The organism is Faecalicatena orotica (assembly GCF_003149245.1).
Lineage (GTDB): Bacteria > Bacillota > Clostridia > Lachnospirales > Lachnospiraceae > Faecalicatena_A > Faecalicatena_A orotica.
Window position 1 is genome coordinate 282429 of the sequence record NZ_QGDL01000002.1, and the last position, 22935, is coordinate 305363.

Consider the following 22935-nt stretch of genomic DNA (forward strand, 5'->3'; position numbering starts at 1 on the left):
GATAAAGTTCTGATTTGTCAGGCTCCTTTTCTATTCTGACTCTTCTGGTTCCAGAACGGCATATTCCTGTTCTTCTCTGCGCATCTGTGTCATAACAATCCTGCAGAGTACGGTCGTGATTACGACGGTGCAAAGATCTGCCACAGCCTGCGCCATCTGGATTCCGAGAAGCCCGAACAGCCGGGGCAGGACCAGCAGTGCAGGAATAAAGAAAAGCCCCTGTCTGGCAGAGGCAAGTATGGAAGCGTATACAGTCTTGCCCATCGTCTGCATCATCATATTATTCATAATAATCCACCCGTTCAGCGTAAAGGTCAGACACTGAAACTGAAGGGCCGTAGTCCCGATCCGGATGACATCCGCATCATTCCGGAAGATCCCGATCAGATGGCCGGACAGAAGCATACCTCCTATAGAGAGGAAAAAGAGCACAACAGTGGAAACTTTCATGCAGAACCAGAAAGCCTCCCTCACCCGTCCGAACTTTTTGGCACCATAGTTAAACCCGCAGACGGGCTGGAACCCCTGGCCGAAACCAATCAGCGCAGAACCCGCAAACATCATGATCCTGCTTACAATGGACATGGCTGCGATTGCGGCGTCTCCATAGGGATTTGCGGCAATGTTCAGCGTCATGGTAGCGACACTGCCAAGCCCCTGTCTGAAAAGGGACGGCAGGCCGCCGCCCATGATTTCCTGAAGCCGGTCTTTGTGGAGCCGGATATTACGGAAACGGATCGGGATACATTTGGAAATCCGGATTCCGGCCAGAAGCATGAGGAAACTGACAAACTGGCTCAGTATCGTGGCCAGTGCCGCTCCGGCAATTCCCATGTGGAACACAAAAATAAAGAGCGGGTCCAGTGCGATATTCAGAACGGCCCCGGTCGTGATGCCGATCATGGAATAAAAGGCGTTTCCCTGAAAACGGATCTGGTTATTGAGTACAAGCTGGGCGGTCATGTAGGGCGCGCCGATTAAAATAATCCCGAGATACTGCTCGGTATAAGGAAGAATCGTGTCAGTCGAGCCGAGCAGGATACACAGTGGTTTTAAAAAGACCAGTCCCAGCCCCATCACGACGATGCCGAGGAAAAGAGCAAGGAAAAAACCAGTCGCTGCAAGCTGCTCGGCGGCGCCTGAATCCTTGGACCCCAGTCTGCGGGAAATCGAATTCCCTGACCCGTGGCCGCAAAAAAAGCCCAGCGCCTGTATGACGGCCATGATGGGAAATGCAACCCCCACCGCAGCCGTAGCACTGGTGCCTACCCTGCCGACAAAGAAGGTATCGGCCATATTGTAAAATGAGGTAATCAGCATGCTGATGATCGTAGGGACAGCCAGACGCCCGATCAGACCGGGGATCGGAGCCTCCGTCATCATTTGAAATTTTTCATCCTGAGACATTGAACCATGCAATGAAATCGCTTCCTTTTTATATTAGATTTGATACCATTATATCAAATATCTGCCAGAATAGCTATTCAAACACTGCCCTTGCAGTTTAAAGAGGCCTGTTATATACTAAAAATTAAGGGTAAATTGATTGCGTACATTTGCAGAGAGGTTACAGATTATGATAAAAGAGATCCTATTACTGGGAAACGAGAGACTTTATAAACCAAGCACGGAGGTTCATGAAAATGAACTCCAGAGCCTGAAGCAGACGATCGTGGATTTACACGATACCCTCATGGACTTCCGGGAGAAATATCATGCGGGACGTGCAGTTGCCGCACCGCAGATCGGCGTACATAAAAGAGTGATCTACATGTTTCTTGAGAAACCGACAGTTTTTATCAATCCGGTCCTGTCATTTCCCGATGAGGAAAAGATGGATGTCTTGGACGACTGCATGTCATTTCCCGGACTGCTCGTTAAGGTAGAGCGTTACAGGAGATGCATCATCCGATATAAGGACGAAGAGTGGAAGGACTGTGAGATGAAGCTGGAAGGTGATCTTGCAGAACTCCTGCAGCACGAGTATGATCATCTGGACGGCATTCTGGCCGTGATGAGGGCAAAGGACCAGAAGTCATTATTTTTAAAAGAAGCCATGAACCAGAAGTAGATTAATAAGAAAACGAAGCGGAGAGTTTTTATGGATTTTTATAAAAGAGTTGCCCTTGTATGCAGGGAGATTCCGTCAGGAAAAGCAGCGACCTATGGCCAGATTGCACTACTGTGCGGAAAGCCGAAACATGCAAGACAGGTCGGTTATGCACTGGGACACGGACGTGCGGGTGAAGATGCACCGGCCTACCGTGTGGTGAATGCGAAGGGGATCTTAAGCGGTGCGGCTGCTTTTGCCACACCGGATCTGCAGAAGCAGATGCTGGAAAAGGAAGGGGTGCACGCAGAGTGGACAGAAGAGGGATGGCGGGTCGACCTGAAACGGGACGGCTGGAAGAACACTCTGGATGATGCACTGCGTCTTCGCGGGGAATTCGAGAAAGAAAATATATGAAGCACAGGATATTTCCGGAAAGGCATACGGGGATTCTGATGAAGATCCATATATCGTATAAAAAGAAAGTAGAGCAGATATGACAAAAGAAGAGATACTAAAAAAATATTTCGGCTATGATACTTTTCGGGAAGGGCAGGAGACTTTAATCGACAGCATTCTGGAAGGAAAAGATACATTCGGGATTATACAGACATCCGGCGGCAAGTCCCTTTGCTATCAGATTCCGGCACTGATATTTCCGGGGATTACGCTGGTGATTTCGCCTCTGATTTCCCTGATGAGGGATCAGGTGGCGGCTTTAAATGAGGCGGGGGTGCACGCGGCATTTCTGAACAGCTCACTGACCCAGAACCAGTATTATAAAGCACTGGATAATATGACAAGAGGACAGTACAAGATTGTGTATGTGGCGCCGGAGCGGCTGCTTACAGATTCTTTCCTGCAGGCGGTTCGGCAGGTGGAAATCTCTATGCTCAGTGTTGATGAAGCACACTGTATTTCACAGTGGGGGCAGGACTTCAGGCCGAGTTACCTGAAAATCATTGATTTCATAGAACGGCTCCCTGACAGGCCGGTCATAAGCGCATTCACTGCAACTGCAACGAAATTAGTCAGGGATGATGTGATTTCACTCTTAAAACTTTCGAATCCCACCGTTCTGATAACCGGATTTGACCGGAAAAATCTCAAGTTTTCTGTGATGCATCCAAGAGACCGTTATCAGGTTACGCTGGATTATGTGAAGGACCACATAGATGAGTGTGGAATTATCTACTGCCTGACGAGAAAGCTTGTGGAAGAAGTGGCGGAGAAGCTGCAAAGCGAAGGTATCAGTGTGACGAGATACCATGCCGGCTTAGGGGATGCTGAGAGGCGGCATAACCAGGATGAGTTTATCTATGACCAGAAGCAGGTCATGGTTGCGACGAATGCGTTTGGAATGGGAATTGACAAATCTAACGTCCGCTATGTCATCCACTATAATATGCCAAAGAATATAGAAAGCTATTATCAGGAAGCCGGGAGGGCGGGGCGTGACGGCCTTCCTTCCGAGTGTATCCTGCTCTATGGCGGGCAGGATGTTGTGACAAACCAGTTCTTTATCGACAGGCAGCAGGAGTCAGCCGATGAGATGGACGCAGGCACGCTGGAGGCTGTTAAAGAAAGAGAGCGGGAACGCCTGCGCAAGATGACTTTTTACTGTTTTACAAATGAATGCCTCAGGGAGTATATTTTAAATTATTTCGGTGAAAAGGCTCCCAATTACTGCGGAAACTGTTCTAACTGCCTGACGCAGTTTGAAGATGTAGACATCCGTGACATAGCAAAAAATATCATCGGCTGTGTGAAAACAAGTCACCAGAGATACGGTATCGTCATGATTATTGATACGGTACATGGCAGCAGCAATGCCAAAATCCAAAGGTGCCGCATGGATGAAAATCCTTACTATGGCACATTGAAAGAGGTTCCGGTGCACCGGCTCCGCCAGATTATCAATTACCTTACATTAAAAGAATATCTCATACTGACCAATGACGAATATCCGATTCTGAGACTTTCTGACCAGTCAGAAGAGATACTCGTACAGGAGGAACCTCTCATCATGAAGGTGGCGAAGGAGAGGGAGGAAAGCAAGGCTAAGAAAGAAAAGAAAGCGAAAAAGAAAAAACTGTCCGGAGTGGATTTGACAGAAGCGGACGAGGGGCTTTTCGAGAAGCTGCGTGCCCTGCGCATGGAGATTGCCAAGGCAGAAAAAGTGCCGCCTTATATTGTATTTTCAGATAAGACCCTGATACATATGTGTGCGGTGAAGCCACAGTCGAAAGATGAGATGCTTGAAGTATCAGGTGTGGGAGAGGCAAAATACCAGAAGTATGGTGAGAAGTTTCTTGAGGCCCTCAAGGCATAAATGAAAGGTGTACCGGTGACGCCAATTACTACAAAAGACAGGAGAGAATATGATATATACAGGATATGAGCTGCTCTGGATCTACCTCATTTATTCCTTCATCGGGTGGTGCGGTGAGGTGGCTGTGGCAGCAGTAACAAGACATAAGTTTATTAACCGGGGATTCGTAAACGGACCGCTCTGTCCGATCTACGGGGCGGGAGCCGTGGCATTTGCGGTATTTCTGCCGGAACTTGAGCACCACATCTTCTTTCTGTTCTTAGGCGGGCTGATTCTGGCCTCATTCATAGAATACATGACCGGGCGGCTCATGGAGAAGATTTTCCATAAAAAATGGTGGGACTATTCAAATGAAAGGTTCCATATAGAGGGATATGTCTGTCTGAAAACCTCTGTTATATGGGGACTCTGTGCAGTAGTGTCTATCAAATTCCTGAACCCTCTGCTGTACAGCCTGATTTCACTGATCCCGGAATTAGCCGGGATGATCATTGTCTGGGCTGCGGCTGTCCTGCTGGGAATCGATACGGCCGGGTCGTCCATTGCGATTCTGGGGTTAAAGAAAAATAAACGGATCAGCCAGATCACGGCTGAACTGCATAAGACATCGAAGCTGTTGGAAAATGCGCTTACACTGCGGATACAGAACCGTATGCTGAAGGCATTTCCGGAGATTGAACCGGCGGCTGCCGAAGAGAAGGAAAAGGTAAAACCGGAGAGATTCGCCGAAGGCTGCAGCTTCTACAAACTCGTTTCGCTGTTCTTTATCGGTGCATTTCTGGGAGATATTGTAGAAACAATTTTCTGCCTTGCCACATCGGGGGAACTGATGAGCAGGAGCAGTGTTGTCTATGGGCCTTTCAGCATTGTATGGGGGCTGGCCTGCGGGCTTCTTACGGCTATTCTCTATAAATACAGGGATAAGAGCGACCGTTATATTTTCATATTCGGAACAGTGCTTGGCGGGGCTTATGAATACATATGCAGCGTCTTCACGGAACTGGTTTTCGGGACAGTGTTCTGGGACTACAGCGACTTTGCATTTAACCTTGGGGGCAGGATTAACCTCCTTTACTGTTTCTTCTGGGGAATTGCGGCAGTGATCTGGATGAAAGCCGTTTATCCGGTTTTAAGCGGATGGATAGAAAAGCTCCCGATGCGGGCAGGAAAGATTCTCTGCAATCTCATGATTGTATTCATGATCATCAATATACTAATGTCCGGACTTGCATTAGGCAGGTATTCAGAGCGGCAGACAGGGAAGATACAGCAGACGGCAGTGGGGCAGTTCTTTGATGAGCATTTTCCCGATGAGAGGATGGAGCGGATTTATCCGAACGCTAAAGTTACGAAGTAGAATCGCTTATCAGGCAGCTTAAAATAAATAGATCTTGATTACAACAGCCATCTGGTTTTCTTACGAGGAAACCGGATGGCTGCTTTTTTCAAGGGCTGCTGAAGTTATCGTCACCGCCGAACTGCATGAATTCTTTCCTGTATTCCGAAGGGGTCACCCCCATGTACTGGGTAAACAGCTTGGTAAAATAAGGGGAATGCTGAAACCCCACTGCATACCCGATATCGGTTATGCTTAAGGAGCTTTTCCGGAGCAGGACACATGCCTTGTCGAGCCGGTAGTGCTGCAGATACTGGCTGGGACTCATATCCATATACTTCTGGAAGAGCTTAAAGACATAGGTCCGGTCGATATTAGCGGCAGCAGCGATATCAGAGACTGTGATATTATTAAAATAGTTTTTATGTATGTAATTCAGTACCGAATGAAAATACAATTCTCCGGGTGAAAGATGGTCCAGCCGGGCATTGCGTACATTATTGCTGAGGTAATCCAGCAGGTAGTATGCGCTTCCGAGTGCCATTAGCTCATGGTCCTTCTGGAAGTGATCATAGACTTTTTCAAATAGAGATTCCAGCTGCGGATCCACTTTATGATGGATGACATAGTGTTCCGGTGACAGGCCGCATCTTGCAAGCACCTTTTTCACATTTGTGCCGCGCAGGCCGATCCAGCGGTAGCTCCACGGATTTTTGGCATCAGGGTAATATTTATTTCTTGTATGTGGAGGGATCATAAAGATATCTCCCGGGTGAATATGGTTCTGTTTATCTAATATCTGAAAGAATCCTTCGCCTGAGATACAGTAATGTATGACCCAGTAGTCGATCGGGATGAATTCATAAGGTTTAGTCGGACGGCATTCCTCATAGCCGCATTCGCAAAGGTGGAATTCGTTGCCGATCGGATCGTCGTTAACCAGTACGCTGGCATCGTCTTTAAATATTTTTCCCATGAAATGCCCTCCTGTATTTACGGTCTGCAGCTGAAGAACGCAGATTGTTCTATTTACTAAAGTATACTTCCGGTAAGGGGATTGTTCAAGCAGGAAAAAAGAGCGAGTCAACATATGTATAACTATTCAACATAAATGATAATCGTATAAAATCCTGTGGATGCCGTAAAATGGCTGGATTGTTATTTTTGTATCAAATCACAGCGGGAAACACGCTGAAATGTGAGGGGATGTTACCATATACGAAAAAGGGATTTTAAAATAAAAGATATAAAACTGTCAACATAAGTATAAAACACTTCAACATATCTGATAGAATTCAGAATATCAGGGTGCTACAATAATAATCACAAAGCAGGTGCGCAAATGCTAAAAAAAGGAAAACGATAAGGAGAAACTCTCATGGAAAAATCAAATTCAAGAGAAAGACTGGGGGCAGCTGCCCTGATGATGATGACCTTCTCTGCTGTTTTTGCATTCCCTAGTATCATCAATAACAGCATCCAGATAGGTCTTGCAACAATCCCGGCGTATATATTCGGTTCTGTATTTTATTTCCTTCCGTTCATACTGATGATCGCGGAATTTGCATCTGCAAACTCAGGAAAAGAATCAGGAGTACACAGCTGGCTGGAATGTGTTTTAGGTCCGAAATGGGCATTCCTTGGTGCCTGGACATATTTCTTCGTAAACTTATTCTTCTTCTGCTCCCTTCTTCCGCAGACACTGATCTATGGGTCTTATGCTTTTGTCGGAAGAAACGTATTTACGGGTGACAACGGAACAAGAATCATCGCAATCATCTCTGTTGTACTCTTCTGGCTTGCAACCTATGTATGTGTAAAGGGAGTCAGCTGGATTTCAAAAGTTACAGGATTTGCAGGAAGTGCACGTTTATTAATGGGTGTGGTATTTGTTATTCTGGCGTTTATCGTCGTATTCGGATTCGGTGAGGCTCCGGCACAGGAATTTACAATGGAATCCATTACACCGAAGTTTAACTGGACCTTCTTCATGACAATGGCCTGGGTATTACAGGCAGTCGGAGGTGGAGAGAGTATTGGCGTCTATATTAAGGACGTAAAGGGCGGTAATAAGACATTTGTTAAGATCATGGTGCTCTCCACAATCGTAGTTGGTGTGATGTATGTGCTGGGCGCAGTAGCGGTAGGTCTTGTCGTACCATCAGAAGTGCTCTCCGGCAACTTCTCAAACGGTATCTTCGATATCTTCAAGATACTGGCAGGCAAGTTCGGAATTCCAAACGGTGTGATTGTCAGGCTGGTAGGACTGATTCTGTTTCTCGGAAGCCTTGGTTCACTGGCACTGTGGACGGCAGCCCCTGTAAAAGTATTTTTCTCCGAGATACCGGAAGGTGTATTCGGGAAATGGCTTGTTAAGACGAACGAGGAAGGTAATCCGACAAACGCATTATTTGTACAGGGAATCGTTGTAACAATCCTGTTAGTGATTCCGGCACTCGGAATCGGTAATATGGACAGTTTTCTGGAGATGCTGATCAACATGACCGCGGCGACTTCACTGCTTCCTGTCTTATTCCTGATTGCGGCATATATTGGACTGCGCTGGAAGAAAGATAAGATGCAGCGGGACTTCAAATTCGGCAGCAGAACATTCGGTATCGTGGCAGGTATTTTCCTGATGGTTGTATTCCTGTTTGTATTCTTCATGTCAACAGTACCGGAGCCGACACTCATGAAACAGGCGATTGACGGGACACTTCCGGCTGGAACGGCAAACCCGATCGGAACACTTGCTTACAATATTGTAGGTCTGGTTATATTCGTAGGTGTTGCATGGATCTGCTGGAACCGTTATGAGAAAAAACAGAAAACTATCAAATAATATATTGGAGGATTCAAAATGAAAATCTGGGAAAACCATCAAATAGACGGTATCAACAGGATGCCAGCAAGAGCACATTTTTTAACATTTCCGACGAGGGAAAAGGCACTTCTTAATGACAACAAATACACACATGCATTCAAAAATCTGAACGGGGTATGGAAATTCATGTTTCTGGATGCACCGGAATACAGCCCGGAAGGATTTTTTGCAAGTGAATATGATACATCCACTATGGATGACATCACAGTTCCGGGAAACTGGCAGCTGCAGGGATATGGGAAAATGCACTACTCCGACCTGTGGTATAATTTCCCGATCAACCCTCCGTTTGTACCGACAGAGAACCCGACAGGCATCTATAAGCGTACATTCTTTATAGAGGAGAGCTTCAGGGGAAAACAGATCATCTTAAGATTCTGCGGAGTGGATTCCGCATACCACCTCTGGGTCAACGGGCAGGAAGCAGGCTACAGCAAGGCTGCCAGAAATGAATCAGAGTTTGACATTACGGATATGGTAAAGGTTGGCCAGAAGAACGATGTGACAGTCCGTGTGTACCAGTGGTCTGACGGGACCTACCTTGAGGATCAGGATATGTGGTGGGAGAGCGGCATCTTCCGTGATGTGGAACTGCTCGGCGTTCCGAAGGACGGAATCCGTGATTTTAAAGTAACAGCGGATCTGGATGAAACATATACAAATGGGCTTCTGCGTGTTGAGGCGGCACTGCGGACAGAAGAAAACGTACAGGTAACATTTGAACTTATGGATGCACAGGGGAATACAGTCCTGACAGAGACGGCTGGCAATCACGGCGAAAAAGTCTGCATGGAGGCTGTTGTAGAAAACGCAGAACATTGGAGTGCAGAGATTCCTTATCTCTATAAGCTGCTTATGACCGTGGAAAAAGACGGACAGGTAATTGAGGTGATTCCGCAGAATGTCGGATTCAGAAATATCCGCATGAATGGCGATACCTTCCTCGTGAACGGCGTTGCCATCATATTCAAGGGAATGAACCGCCATGACTATAATCCGAGAAACGGGCGTGTTGTGGCAAAAGAGGAGATCGAAAAAGATATTATCCTCATGAAACAGTTCAATGTCAATGCAATCCGTACGTGCCACTACCCGGATTCCTATTATCTGTACGACCTTTGCGATGAATACGGAATGTACCTGATTGATGAGACAGATCTGGAGTGCCACGGCTTCGAACTGACCGGAGACTACAAATGGATCACGGACGATCCGACATGGGAGACGGCATATGTATCCAGAATGACACGCATGATTGAGCGTGACAAAAACCACCCGTCTATCATCATGTGGTCTCTGGGAAATGAATCTGCTTTCGGCTGCAACTTCCGCAGGATGACCGAAGTGGCACACGAGATGGATTCTTCCAGACTGGTTCATTATGAGGGTGACTTTGATGTGGAATCCGCAGATGTATATTCGACGATGTATACCTGGCTGGAAAACCCGGATAAACCATTCCTCATGAAGGATATCATAGAAAAATCCGAGAAACCGCATATTCTCTGTGAATACTGCCATGCAATGGGAAATGGGCCGGGCAACCTGAAGGAGTATCAGGATTTGTTCTACGCACATGACAAACTTCAGGGCGGATTTATCTGGGAATGGTTTGACCACGGTATCGAGTCATACACCGAAGACGGTGAAAAATACTACCGTTACGGGGGAGACTTTGGCGATGACCCGAGCAACAAAGATTTCTGTATCGATGGAATGCTGATGCCTGACCGCACCCCTTCACCGGGCCTCTATGAATATAAGAAAGTTGTAGAACCGGTAACAACATCAGCGGTAAATCTGGAACAGGGAATCATCCACCTGATAAGCCGTTATGATTTTGCGGATCTGGTTCAGTTCCGTCTTGTATACAGCATAATGGAAGATGATGTGATGATTCAGGGCGGAAGTATGGAACTGCCATCTATTCCGGCAAGGTCAGAGAAAGAAGTGAAGATCCCGTATGACTTCGCATCAGTAAAGGCAAAGCCGGGGGCAGAATACTACCTGAATCTGTCTTACCAGTTAAAGGAACATACAGCGTATGCACCCGCCGGACATGAGCTTGCAACGGCACAGTTCAAGCTTCCGGTTTATAAAGAAGGAATCGAAGTAGTTCCTGAGGGAATGCTGAAGGTGACAAAAGAACACACGGTCCTTCATGCGGAAGGCGCAAATTTCCATGTAGACTTCGATCTGGTACGCGGTAATATCACCAGTATTGTCAGAGACGGCATGGAAGTGATGAGCAAAGGCCCACGCCTGACACTCTGGAGGGCACCGATCAGTAACGATATGGAAATTATCGACCAGATGAAGAAGGTACATTTCCTTCATTTGGAACACGAAGTGGTAACAGAGGTGCAATATCAGGAAGAAAATAACTTCCTCAGGGTACAGGTTGATACGATCAACAGCACCACAAACAGCGCATGGCATTTCAAGACAAGGTATTCCTATGTGGTATGCCCGACAGGAGATGTTCTGATTCAGGTAGAAGGAACGCCGTCCGGAAGGACAGATCTGGCGCCGGATATGTTCCCGCGGATCGGGGTGACGATGCATCTGGACCAGTCAATGGATCAGGTACGGTACTTCGGAATGGGACCGGGGGAGAATTATGCAGATTCCAGAGAAGCCGCCATGATGGGAGTATACGAAAATACAGTGGACGGATTATTTACCAACTATGTTGTTCCACAGGCAAACGGAAACCACATGGACTGCAAATGGGTATCTTTGACAAACGACAGAGGCATGGGCCTTGTAGCGTCAACCGAAGACAGCTTTAACTTCAGTGCATCACGCTTTGAGGAAAAAGATCTGGACGATGCAAAACACACATGCGATCTGAAAAAACGGGATTATGTTGTATTCAACATAGACTACAAACAAAATGCACTCGGGACATATGCCTGCGGTGAGTGGCAGCTGGACAGATACCGTGCAAAATTTGAACCATTCAAACTGTCATTCAGAATCACACCGTTTAACAATAAAGAAATAAGCGACAAACACGTAGCGCATGAGAGGGTTCGAGTTTAGCAGGCAAGCTTTAGTATTGGTGGCGGATGAGGGACGCGAAATGAAGGGATAGCCTCCGGCCTGACAAGGGCACGCATGCCGTTTTGAATTGCGGACGCAGACCTGAGAAATTCTAAGAAGCATCCAGCCGGGAAAATGGGGCACAGATGGCACATCACGGGAAATCTGATGATTTCCCGCGCTGGGCCATCTGCTTTTATGATTCGGAATCATAAAAGCTCCCCATTTTTCCGGCTGTCTCCTTCTAAGAATTTCTAGGGGCTGCTTTAGCGATTCAGAACGGCATGCGTGCCCTTGCCAGACCGGAGGCTATCCCTTCATTTCGCTGGTTCATCAGGTAAGAAAAGTATGCCAGCTAAGGAGGGCTTGTGACGGAGGCAGCAATTATTATTTACCATATTTTTTTTACGTGTTAAAATGGAAGAAATATATGGTGAAGGAGTGGTTTTTGATGAATGAGACTTTGAACACGTTGGAGACGCGCAGGAGTATTCGGAGTTATAGGAGTGAGCAGGTGCCGGAAGATGTTTTGGAGGAGATTCTGCGGGCGGGGATGTATGCTCCGACGGGGATGGGGATGCAGTCTCCTGTTATGGTGGTTGTGCAGGAGCGGGGGATGATCGGGAAGTTGTCTGCACTGAATGCAGCGGTGATGGGGACTGACAGTGATCCGTTTTACGGGGCTCCTACGGTTATTGTGGTGCTGGCGGACAAGGAGCGGGGAACTTGTGTCGAAGACGGTTCTTTGGTGATGGGGAACCTGATGAATGCGGCGGCTTCTCTTGGGATAGGTTCTTGCTGGATTCACCGTGCGAGAGAGGTGTTTGCAGGGAATGAGGGCAAAGAGCTTATGAAAACGTGGGGACTCGACCCTGAAAAATATATCGGCGTCGGACACTGCATTTTAGGCTATGCAGCAGAACAGGGAAAGGCAAAGCCGAGAAAAGAGGGATATGTTATCCGTGTATAAGGACTCGATCGCCCGGGGAATTACACAAATCGAAAAAATGTAACATATATATAAGACCACAGCGATCCTGATGAACGTTCCATGTTTAAAATATCCATTTTGTGGAATGCTAACCGAAACGGAAAATTATTATGAAACGGAGGAGCATATGAAGAGTCTGGAGCTAAGGAAAGGTTTTTACTGGACAGGAGTTATAGATAGTGATCTGCGTGTGTTTGATATTATTATGTATACGGAATTCGGAACTACATACAATTCGTATGTAATGAAAGCCGGAGACAAGACCATTTTATTTGAAACGGCAAAGGTAAAGTTCTGGGATGATTATCTTGAAAAACTGGAGGAACTCACGACGGTCAGTGAGATTGATTATCTGGTGGTCAGCCACACGGAGCCGGATCATGCGGGAAGTGTGGAACGTCTGTTGGATCTTTGTCCGCACCTGAAGATTATTTCCACGGGAACGGCAAATACGTTTCTGAAGGAGATCGTGAACCGGGATTTTACCGGAATCGTGATTAAGGACGCTCAGCGCATGACAATTGGAGACAAAACGCTGTATTTTATGGCAGTTCCAAATCTGCACTGGCCGGATACGATGTACACCTATATCGAAGAGGAACAGATACTGGTTACCTGTGATTCTTTTGGATCGCACTACGCCTTCAGTGACGTCCTTGTCAGCAAGGTCAGAAATCAGGAGGATTATAAAAAGGCGGCTAAATACTATTTCGACTGTATTATCGGACCGTTTAAATCGTATATGCAGCGGGCCCTGGAGCGGGTAAAGCAGATGGATGTCACCATGATCTGCACCGGGCATGGGCCTGTTCTGGATGACAAGATTGACCAGATGTACAGGTGGTATGAAGAATGGTGCACGGTTATCAACCCGAACCAGCGCAAGACGGTGGTGATTCCATATGTCAGTGCCTATGGATATACCGAACAGATGGCACAGGATATTGCGGAAGGGATTCAGGAATGCGGTGATATTGATGTTAAGCTTTATGATATGGTAACCTCTGACACGGATAAAGTAATCGCGGAACTGGGATTTGCAGACGGAATCCTGTTCGGGACCCCGACGATCGTAGGGGAGGCGCTGAAACCGATATGGGACCTGACTCTTGCGATGACTCCTGTGACACATGGCGGCAAACTGGCCGGAGCATTCGGAAGCTATGGCTGGAGCGGGGAAGGAGTGCCGCATATCGAGGAGCGTTTAAAACAGCTTCGCATGCAGGTCGTGGAAGGATTCCGGGTACGGTTCAAGCCGAATCAGGCAGACCATCAGGATGCTTTTGACTATGGTTATAATTTTGGCTGTGTCCTTCTGGAGAAACCGAACACGAAGAAAAAGTCGGGCAGAAGTACGCTGGTGAAGTGTCTGGTCTGCGGTGAAATCTTCGATTCATCCCTGGAAATCTGCCCGGTCTGCGGAGTCGGACCGGAGAACTTTGTCCCGGTTGAGGCAGAAGAAGTCACATGGCATCATGACACCAGTGATTTTTACCTGATTCTGGGAAACGGTGCCGCCGGATTTTATGCCGCACAAGCGATCAGGGAGCGGGATGCGACGGGATCGATCGTCATCGTTTCCGATGAACCTTACCGTTCCTACAACAGGCCGATGCTGACAAAGTCTATCATGGCGGAATTAGATGAAGACCAGATCGCGATACAGAATGAAAGCTGGTATGAGGAACAAAAGATCGTGCAGATCCTCGGAAGGCGGGTGGTATCGGTTGATACGGAAGAAAAGGAGGCTGCACTGGACGATGGCAGCAGGCTGAAATATACGAAGCTGATCTATGCACTGGGGGCAGAATGTTTTATACCGCCGATACCGGGAAGTGAGAAAAAGTCTGTCGTTGCGATACGCAGGCTGGAGGATACAAGAAAGATTGCCGCGCTCCTGCCGGAAGTGAAGAATGTGGTCGTAATCGGAGGCGGAGTTCTGGGACTGGAAGCAGCATGGGAGATGAAGAAGGCAAAGTGCCAAGTGACGGTAGTGGAAATTGCGCCTATGCTGATGGGGCGCCAGCTTGATTATCCTGCGGGGGCACTTCTGCAGTCCATCATTGAGGGATGCGGCATTGGAATCAGGGTCGGTGTGCAGGTAGAGAGCATACAGGGAACAGAGAAAGTGACAGGGGTAAAACTAAAAGACGGGGAAGTCATCCCGGCCGAGCTGGTCATCATTTCGAGCGGGGTACGTGCAAACATCGGACTTGCGGAAAAGATGGGGCTCAAGACGGATAAAGGCGTGGTCGTGAACAGCAGGATGGAAACCAGTATCCCTGATATCTATGCATGCGGGGACTGCGCACAGTATAACCAGATCAATTATGCAATCTGGCCGGAGGCAGCAGACCAGGGCAGGACGGCCGGAGCAAATGCCACAGGGGACGATAAGGAGTACACGCCGGTTCCGGCAGCGCTGACCTTCCACGGAATGAACACGGCCCTTTATGCAGTCGGAGATACCGGAAAGAATACGAATCTCATATATAAGACGGTAGAATTAAAAGATATGGGAAGAAGACAGTATAAAAAGTACTATTTCCTGAATAACCGGCTCTGTGGAGTCATCCTGATCGGGGACGTTTCGGAGATGGGGGAAATGATGGAGGCCGTTGAAAAGCGGAAGAGCTATAAAGAACTCATGACAAAGACAGGGGTCTGAGAAATAAGGGAAGAACAGCAGTTATAAACGACATAAAAAAACTTTGGCTCCCAGCCTGTCAATGAGATGACAGGCCCGGGAGCCATTGACGTTTCCTGTCCGGACATATTATAATTCTGTATAGCAATGATAATGACGATATCGAGGTAAGAGATGAAGAAGATTCTGATTATTGAAGACGACACGGATTTGCAGGAGGGGCTGGCTTTTTCTCTGCGAACGGACGGATATGATACATATACAGCAGGAAGTATTCAGGAAGCGGTTCATGTGATGTCTGGGAACTGTTTTGACGGTATGATTTTGGACTGCAACCTGCCGGACGGCAGCGGGTTCCAGTTCTGCAGGGAGATCAGGAAGACCAGCAATATCTGTATCCTGATGCTGACGGCAAGGGACACGGAACTGGATGAAGTGAAGGCGCTGGAGCTTGGCGCGGACGATTATATGACAAAGCCTTTTTCCATTGCAGTGCTCAAGGCCAGACTGAAACGGCTCCTTGGCAGGAACGATGAAGGGCAGTGCCTGCTCTCGCACGGAATCCGTCTGGACCCGAAGGAATGCCGGGTTTATAAAGGCGAAGAAGAGATTTCCCTGACGAAGGTGGAGTATAAGCTTCTTTTGTTTTTCATGGAGAATCAGAACCAGGTACTCTCCAAGGAGCAGATTCTGGAGCGCATCTGGGACAGTGAGGGAAGATTCGTGGATGAGAATATTGTCTCGGTAAATGTACGGAGGCTGCGGCAGAAGGTAGAAGAGAATCCGGCAGAACCGGCATGCATTAAGACGGTGCATGGGCTGGGATATGTCTGGAAGGAATCATAGGAGAGACGAAATGGAATGGATGTGGGCGGAAAACACAGGTCCGGTCATCGTGGTCTGTGCGGTGATGGCGGCTGTCATATGCGCTGCCGCGGCACTGTTTTTTTACAGGGAAAAGAACCGGATATACCGGATGGCATGTAAGATGATGGATGAGCTGCTCGATGATAAGGCTGTTACGCCTTCCGGACTGAAAGAGGGGGAGGCAGCGGTCCTGTCAGGAAAGGCAGAGCGGATACAGGAAAAGCTGCGCGCAGAGATCGGTCAGGCAGCAGGGGAAAAGGAGCAGGTTAAGAGCCTGATCTCTAACATGTCCCACCAGCTGAAGACCCCGCTTGCGAATATCATGATGTATGAGGAGATCCTGAGTGCGGACGGAAAAGGCGGGAAAAGTCTTTCGGAGGAAGAGCGGAAACATTTTCTGGACAAAATGCATGTGCAGTCTGAGAAAGTGAACTGGATATTGAATTCTCTGTTTAAGATGGTAAAACTGGAAGAAAATGCGATAGTCTTCGAGGCTGGCCCCGGCCTGATTCGAAAGACGCTGCTTGATGCCGTGAATCTGGTGTATGAAAAGGCCCAGAAGAAACAGATTGAGATTGGGACCGAGTATTTCCCTGACTGCCTCTTGTATCACAATCCCAAATGGACGACGGAGGTATTTGCGAATATTCTGGAGAATGCGGTAAAATATACGCCGGAGTACGGAAAGATTACAATCGGTATGAGAAGGATGGAGATGTATACAGAAATCTGGATCCGGGACACGGGACGGGGAATCGATAAGGGGGAACTGAACTCGATTTTCAAACGGTTTTACAGGAGCCCGGACGTGGAAAATGTGGAAGGATCAGGAATCGGGCTGTATTTGGGCAAACTGATATTAGAAAAGGAAAAAGGGTATATGAATGTGGCTTCCGTGAAAGGGGAAGGAAGCTGCTTTTCTGTTTTCTTACAGAACTGCCGGAATTAGGACCGAGAGGTATAGATTCTGACAGTTTTGTAAGATTTTCTTTTTTATTTGTAGGATCACTGTAAGAGGACCTTGTTAAGATAAATATGTAAAGGAGCATGTGAAAAAGAAAGGGTGTGTGTGAATAATGAAAGTATTAGAAGTACAGAATGTGGAAAAGATATACGGCTCCGGTGAAAACAAGGTCCATGCACTGCGTGATGTAAGTTTTGACGTGGAGTTAGGCGAGTTTTCGGCGATTGTGGGGGCGAGCGGGAGCGGAAAGAGTACGCTTTTGAACCTGATCGGCGGACTGGATGTGCCGACGAAGGGAAAGGTTGTGGTCCGCGGCCATGATGTGGCAAAACTGAACCGGAAGGAACTGACGATTTTCAGGCGCAGGAACATTGGTTTTGTATTCCAGAACTACAGCCTGATGCCGGTGCTGAATGTGTATGACAATGTAGCGCTCCCGGTAACATTTGACAAGGGGAAATATGTGGATCACGAATACATCAGGGACCTGCTGACAGAACTGGGACTCTGGGAAAAGAGGAAGAACTATCCAAATGAGCTGTCCGGCGGCCAGCAGCAGAGAGTGGCCCTTGCACGTGCGCTTGCCAACAAACCGGCTCTGATTTTGGCGGATGAGCCGACCGGGAATCTTGACTCACATACAACAATCGAGGTCATGGGATTGTTAAAAGCCAGCAGTAAAAAGTATAATCAGACGATTTTAATGGTGACACATAATGAAGCGATTGCCCAGACCTGTGACAGGACGATCCGGATCGAAGACGGGAAACTCTATGACGGGGAACTGGAATTTTATACAAGAGGCGGTGAGTGAAAATGAAAAACAGCATCCGCCTGGCATTTGCCTATTTAAAATACTATAAGAAACAAACACTTGCATTGTTTCTGGGAATTGTACTTTCGGCGTCGCTGCTGACCGGGATCGGGTCCCTGCTTGACAGCGGCAGGACTGCCTCTCAGGAAAATGCGAGGGAGAAATACGGAGACTGGCATTATTCTCTCCGCTGTGATTATCCGTGGTATTCAGACTTTCAGGAGCATACAAAAGGGAAAGGCTATGAAGTGGAGAAGGCAGGGGTCCTGACCGTCCGCAAGATCATAGAAGAACCTTTCGAGATAAAATTATGCTATGCAGACGCCGGTTACATGACCCTCATGGGGCGCCAGTTAGAGGCAGGACATTATCCGCGGGAGAATAACGAAGCAGCCGCAGATACCTACACACTGAAAAATCTGCAGATTGAGGCTGAACCGGGGGCAAGGTTCGAACTGGACGGGGAGGAATTCATTTTAAGCGGAATCATATCGGATATGCCTGATTCGGAAGGTATGCAGGTTTTTGTTAATGAAGGACTGGATTACGGGACTAACGGGAAATTTTTATATCTGAAGTTTGATGAATCTAGAAGGGTTTACCGTCAGATGGTGAATTTCGCAAATACGTTCCAGACCGATAAAACGAGTATATATATGAATGATAAGGTTGCAAGATATGCAGGCGGGGAAGCAAAAGCAGCGTTGTGGGAGACTGTCAAGTCGGGCATTTCTATGGAAGGAACCGGGTTCCCGTATATATGGGCGGTGCTGAATATGTATTGGAACCTGACGGAAAAAGCAGTCCTCGCAGCACTTGGCCTGTTTGGGATCTTCATTATTTATAGTTTATTTCAGGTATCCGTCATTAAAAGAATGTCGCAGTACAGTATCATGCAGGTAACGGGCCTCGGAGAAGGGGCAACTTTTGGTATCCTTGCAGCAGAGCTGGGCATGATTTTCCTTGCAGGATATCCGGCGGGGTGTCTTCTGGGAAACGGTGTGGCTGCACTTTTATATCAGAAGGCAGGAAAGATCTTTGTACAGCCGGAGGATTTTATAGTACACTCAGGCGCCGCTAAGGAGCAGGCAGCCCAGATGATGAATATGCCGGACCCGGGAGCATTCCATTTTTCACGCAGCGTGGCAGCGGGGGGAGCTGCATTCCTGTTTCTGGTGCTTCTTTTTCTAGCATGGATTTTAGTCAGGAAAATGCGTAAGATGACGGCCCGGGAGCTGCTCGCAAAAGACAGTGGAAAAAGGAAGAACCGGAAAATTTACAGTACAAAGACCCAGAGCCTGACGGGAGTACTGACCAGAAAGTTTATGTTTGCAAGAAAAGGGGCATTTGCAGGTGTCCTGATTTCACTGTCGGCCGGGAGCCTCATTTTCCTCGGGACGGCTTATGTGACAGAGAACACGAGGATTAACAATGAACTGAAATTTAAGGCGGACGACGGCCTTGGATCGGATATGCAGGTATTGGAAGATTCCGATGTCTTATCGGACGTCATGCCGGAAGATACAGCCGCCCGCCTGCGTGATATAAAAGGCATCAAATCCGCCTATGCGGTGCGCTATATGCCCGGGGAGATCTCTCTGCCGGACGGTATGCTGAAGTGGACGAGTTATTATCCGGAAATCGCCGTGGAGGAAGGTTTTGACCCCGATCCGGTTCTGATGGAGAAATACAATGGCATAGCCGTCCAGACAGGTGAAGATGATTATAAGCTGAAAGTCAACATCTATGGATATGATGACGGGATGCTTGAGGAAATGAACGAGTATCTACTGGAAGGGTCCATCGATCCCGAAAAAATGCGTAAGGAGAATACCGTCATTCTGAAAACACTCATGGGCGGACAGGGAACCTATGAAGGGATCAGCCTCTCATTGGGAGACTCAATACAGTTAAAGACCCCGGTAAATACAGAAGTTTCACAGGAAGTCCTGAAGTTTCTGGCGGAAGAAAACCAGTACCGGGAAAAGAATTTTAAGATATCCGCGCTCGCGAGCAGGCCGCTTGCAAAGGTGGATACCTATATCGGAGATGACGGCACAAACCGTGTTGACATCATCATGACGAATGAGCAGATGAAAGAGAATTTTGGCGTGGAGGGGTACCAGACCATGAGTATCCGTCTGGAGGAAGGCGCAGATGCGGAACATGTGTCGGCCGAAATCCAGAAGGTAACATCCGGGATACGGAAATGTATCGTAAAGGATTATACACAGCAAATTGAGACACAGAACCTGTTTCTGGCGAGGAAGATGCTGTTTTTCTATGGCGTCGCGCTGATTCTGCTGGTCATCAGCCTTCTGCATATTATGAACAGCATGCAGTACCTTGTGACAGCGAGAAAACACGAGTTTGGAATCATGCGGGCGATGGGAATCACAGATGCCGGCTTTCGGAAGATGCTCGTGAAAGAAGGACTGAGGTACGGCATTTATTCCAGTCTGGTCATGGCTGCGGCATATCTGGTTCTGCAGAAATTTTTATATTACTTTATCATACATGTTTATCTCTATCTGCATCCGAAGGCATCACTGCCGGCATTCCCGATACTGCTTATGGCGGCGGTGAATATAGGGATCTGTATTGCGGCGGTGCTCATATCCGGGCAGGCTGTGTTAAAAGAGCAGATTATAGAAGAAATAAGAGAATAAGAAACAGGGGGCTTTATGGAGAGTAAAGAAGTGCGGCACGAAATTGTTTTCAGTAATGCGGACATTGATGTCAGGTTTTATTTATCTGCGGATGACGGGGGATATGTTCCCCCGCATTGGCATGACCATATCGAAATGATCTATATGCTCGAGGGGGAAATCCAGATTCATTGTGAGACAAGAGAAATCCATGTAAAGGCAGGCGAACTGATTGTCCTGAATTCTAAAGAAATCCATTCGATCTGGAGTACAAAGAATCAGGCCCTTGTGCTTCAGGTTTCTGATAAAATTCTGGAAAAATATGTGCCGGATTACGAACTCCTCCAGTTTCAGGCGGTGCCCGGACCGATGAGTCCGGCCGAAGCGACGAAGATGGAGCGGCTGAAGAAAATCTGCCATGATATGTATGTAATCTATGAGGTGCGCCCGGACGGGTATCTGCTGAAGTTCAACAGCCTTTTGTATGACCTGCTGTTTTCACTGGTCCACTCATATTCCATAAAATTGGTGGAGAAAGAGGTCAGCCGGAACCAGAAAAACAGGGAGAAAATGAAGGAGATTCTGACCTTTCTGGACAAGCACCATGAAGAACAGCTGACGGTGCAGTCCGTGGCGGAGCACTTTAATTATCACCCGGATTATTTATCCCGGATTATGAAACGGCAGATCGGGATGACGGTCAGTGAATACTTATATGAAATCCGGATTAATTACATATATTATGATCTGATGAACACAGCTGATTTTATCAATGAGATATTTGAGCGGCATGGCTGTACCAACTACCGGGTGACGATGCGGTGGTTTAAAAAGAGATTTGGCTGTACACCGAAAGAAAAGCGTATAATGGAACGGGAAAAATTGTGAAAAGTCGGAAATGTACTATTTTTGAGTCGTTTTTACTCCTAATGCGGCTGAAAAACCTGTGATATACTTCATCTTGATCTGAGGTAACAGTTCAGGAAGGGAGAATGAAAAATGGAAGGTACAAAAATAGGTGTAAAGGAACGGCTGGCGTATGGCTTCGGAGATCTGGGGTGCAATATTATTTATTCGGCCATGTCAGCATTTGTTTTGTTCTATTACACGGACTATGTAAAAGTAAGCGCCCTTACGATTGGCACAATCATGCTTGTTTCAAGACTTTTTGACGGGGTGACGGACCTGGTCATGGGAGTCATTGTAGACCGCACAAAATCAAGGTTCGGAAAATGCCGCCCCTGGATTTTAAGGATGGCAGTCCCATTTGCCATTGCGGGAATACTGCTGTTTTCCGTGCCGTCGGGACTGGGCGAAACGTCAAAAATCATTTATATCTTTATTACATACAATCTTGTTTCATCCGTTGTATACACGGCAATCAATGTGCCATATGCAACATTAAACGCATTGATTACTCAGGACCAGTATGAACGGTCCGTCTTAAGTATTTTCAGAATGACGCTGGCTACAACCGGGACACTGCTGATTACAAATCTGACACTGCCGCTGGTGGAATTCTTCGGGGATAATCTGTCTGCATGGACGAAGACATTTGCAGTATTTGGAATCTTTGCGGTCATCATCTTTGTGATCACATTTGCGGGAACAAAAGAAAGGGTAAAACCTTCGAGGACAACCAAGCAGGAGAAGGTTCCATTTTTCAAGGGGATCGGAATTCTCTTTAAAAATAAGTACTGGATCATGATTACACTGACTCTTGTATTCATCTTTATCCAGTATTCACTCAATGGCGGCGCGGCAGTTTACTATGCAAAGGTCGTCCTGCACGATGCGAAAATGGTAGGACCGATGAACCTCGTTGCCAGCGTTGTCCAGATCGTGGCAATGTTTACGATGGCCTTCTTTGTAAAGCGGATCGGAAAACGAAACATGATGATTGTCGGTGCGGTAATCTATGGACTCGGATTCGGAATGTTTGCTTTTGTGGGAATGAGCTATGCAGGCGTCATGTTTGCATCTGCACTGAAAGGAATCGGAAATGCATGTATTTCTTCCTGTATGTTTGCAATAGTCTCTGACACGATCGAGTACGGCGAATGGAAGACCGGATACCGTACGGAAGGTCTGGTTAACAGTGCATCCAGTTTTGGATTTAAAGTCGGAAACGGACTGGGATCCGCCATGCTCGGATGGATACTTGCACTGGGGAACTATGCAGAAAATTCCGTGGCCCAGAGTGCGTCCTCTGTGATGGCGATTAAAGCGCTGTTCATCTATATACCGGCCGCAATCGCAGTTATCCAGATTATTATCATGCTGTTCTACCACCTGGACAAGGAATATGATTCTATCGTGGAAGACTTAAGCAACGGGAAGACAGAAGCTGTATAAAC

At 47.3% G+C, this 22935-nt stretch carries 16 protein-coding genes; 14 read left to right on the plus strand and 2 right to left on the minus strand.

Annotation, left to right across the window (positions count from 1 at the left end):
- Positions 1-30 precede the first annotated feature (30 nt).
- Positions 31-1407: an MATE family efflux transporter gene (locus A8806_RS05140; RefSeq protein ID WP_181368600.1), complete on the minus strand. Its 1377-nt coding sequence runs from the start codon at positions 1405-1407 to the stop codon at positions 31-33.
- Positions 1408-1576: 169 nt separating this feature from the next.
- Here A8806_RS05140 and A8806_RS05145 point away from each other — a divergent pair, with 169 nt between their 5' ends.
- From A8806_RS05145 to A8806_RS05160, 4 genes are all read left to right on the plus strand, one after another.
- Positions 1577-2071, plus strand: coding sequence for a peptide deformylase (locus A8806_RS05145; protein ID WP_109730104.1), 495 nt, complete (start codon positions 1577-1579; stop codon positions 2069-2071).
- Positions 2072-2101: 30 nt separating this feature from the next.
- Entirely contained in the window at positions 2102-2467 is a 366-nt protein-coding gene (locus tag A8806_RS05150; protein WP_109730105.1) for an MGMT family protein, read from the plus strand.
- A gap of 79 nt (positions 2468-2546) precedes the next feature.
- Complete coding sequence (gene recQ / locus A8806_RS05155; protein WP_109730106.1) at positions 2547-4382, plus strand: DNA helicase RecQ; 1836 nt, start codon at positions 2547-2549, stop codon at positions 4380-4382.
- A 49-nt stretch (positions 4383-4431) separates the two neighbouring features.
- Positions 4432-5739 carry a putative ABC transporter permease gene (locus A8806_RS05160; protein WP_109730107.1) on the plus strand — a complete coding sequence of 436 codons (1308 nt, stop codon included), beginning with the start codon at positions 4432-4434 and terminating at the stop codon, positions 5737-5739.
- An 88-nt stretch (positions 5740-5827) separates the two neighbouring features.
- Here the strand turns inward: A8806_RS05160 and A8806_RS05165 are convergent, their stop codons facing one another.
- Complete coding sequence (locus A8806_RS05165; RefSeq protein ID WP_109730108.1) at positions 5828-6694, minus strand: AraC family transcriptional regulator; 867 nt, start codon at positions 6692-6694, stop codon at positions 5828-5830.
- A 402-nt stretch (positions 6695-7096) separates the two neighbouring features.
- Between A8806_RS05165 and A8806_RS05170 the strand changes: the two genes are divergently transcribed.
- The 10 genes from A8806_RS05170 (at position 7097) to A8806_RS05215 (ending at position 22933) form a co-directional block, all read left to right on the plus strand.
- Positions 7097-8560, plus strand: a complete 1464-nt coding sequence (locus tag A8806_RS05170; RefSeq protein ID WP_109730109.1) for an amino acid permease — start codon at positions 7097-7099, stop codon at positions 8558-8560.
- Positions 8561-8578: 18 nt separating this feature from the next.
- On the plus strand, positions 8579-11647 hold the full coding sequence (gene ebgA, locus A8806_RS05175) for a beta-galactosidase subunit alpha (protein WP_109730110.1): 3069 nt from the start codon (positions 8579-8581) through the stop codon (positions 11645-11647).
- Between the two features lie 451 nt (positions 11648-12098).
- Complete coding sequence (locus A8806_RS05180; RefSeq protein WP_109730111.1) at positions 12099-12617, plus strand: nitroreductase family protein; 519 nt, start codon at positions 12099-12101, stop codon at positions 12615-12617.
- Between the two features lie 148 nt (positions 12618-12765).
- Positions 12766-15306: an FAD-dependent oxidoreductase gene (locus tag A8806_RS05185; RefSeq protein WP_109730112.1), complete on the plus strand. Its 2541-nt coding sequence runs from the start codon at positions 12766-12768 to the stop codon at positions 15304-15306.
- A 153-nt stretch (positions 15307-15459) separates the two neighbouring features.
- On the plus strand, positions 15460-16131 hold the full coding sequence (locus A8806_RS05190; protein WP_109730113.1) for a response regulator transcription factor: 672 nt from the start codon (positions 15460-15462) through the stop codon (positions 16129-16131).
- 10 nt (positions 16132-16141) lie between these two features.
- A complete protein-coding gene (locus A8806_RS05195) occupies positions 16142-17101 on the plus strand; it encodes a sensor histidine kinase (RefSeq protein ID WP_109730114.1) in 960 nt (319 codons plus the stop codon).
- A gap of 127 nt (positions 17102-17228) precedes the next feature.
- On the plus strand, positions 17229-17930 hold the full coding sequence (locus tag A8806_RS05200; RefSeq protein ID WP_109730115.1) for an ABC transporter ATP-binding protein: 702 nt from the start codon (positions 17229-17231) through the stop codon (positions 17928-17930).
- A 2-nt stretch (positions 17931-17932) separates the two neighbouring features.
- Positions 17933-20599: an ABC transporter permease gene (locus A8806_RS05205; protein ID WP_109730116.1), complete on the plus strand. Its 2667-nt coding sequence runs from the start codon at positions 17933-17935 to the stop codon at positions 20597-20599.
- Between the two features lie 15 nt (positions 20600-20614).
- Positions 20615-21466 carry an AraC family transcriptional regulator gene (locus tag A8806_RS05210; protein WP_109730117.1) on the plus strand — a complete coding sequence of 284 codons (852 nt, stop codon included), beginning with the start codon at positions 20615-20617 and terminating at the stop codon, positions 21464-21466.
- Between the two features lie 111 nt (positions 21467-21577).
- Positions 21578-22933, plus strand: a complete 1356-nt coding sequence (locus A8806_RS05215; protein ID WP_109730118.1) for an MFS transporter — start codon at positions 21578-21580, stop codon at positions 22931-22933.
- Positions 22934-22935: the final 2 nt, after the last annotated feature.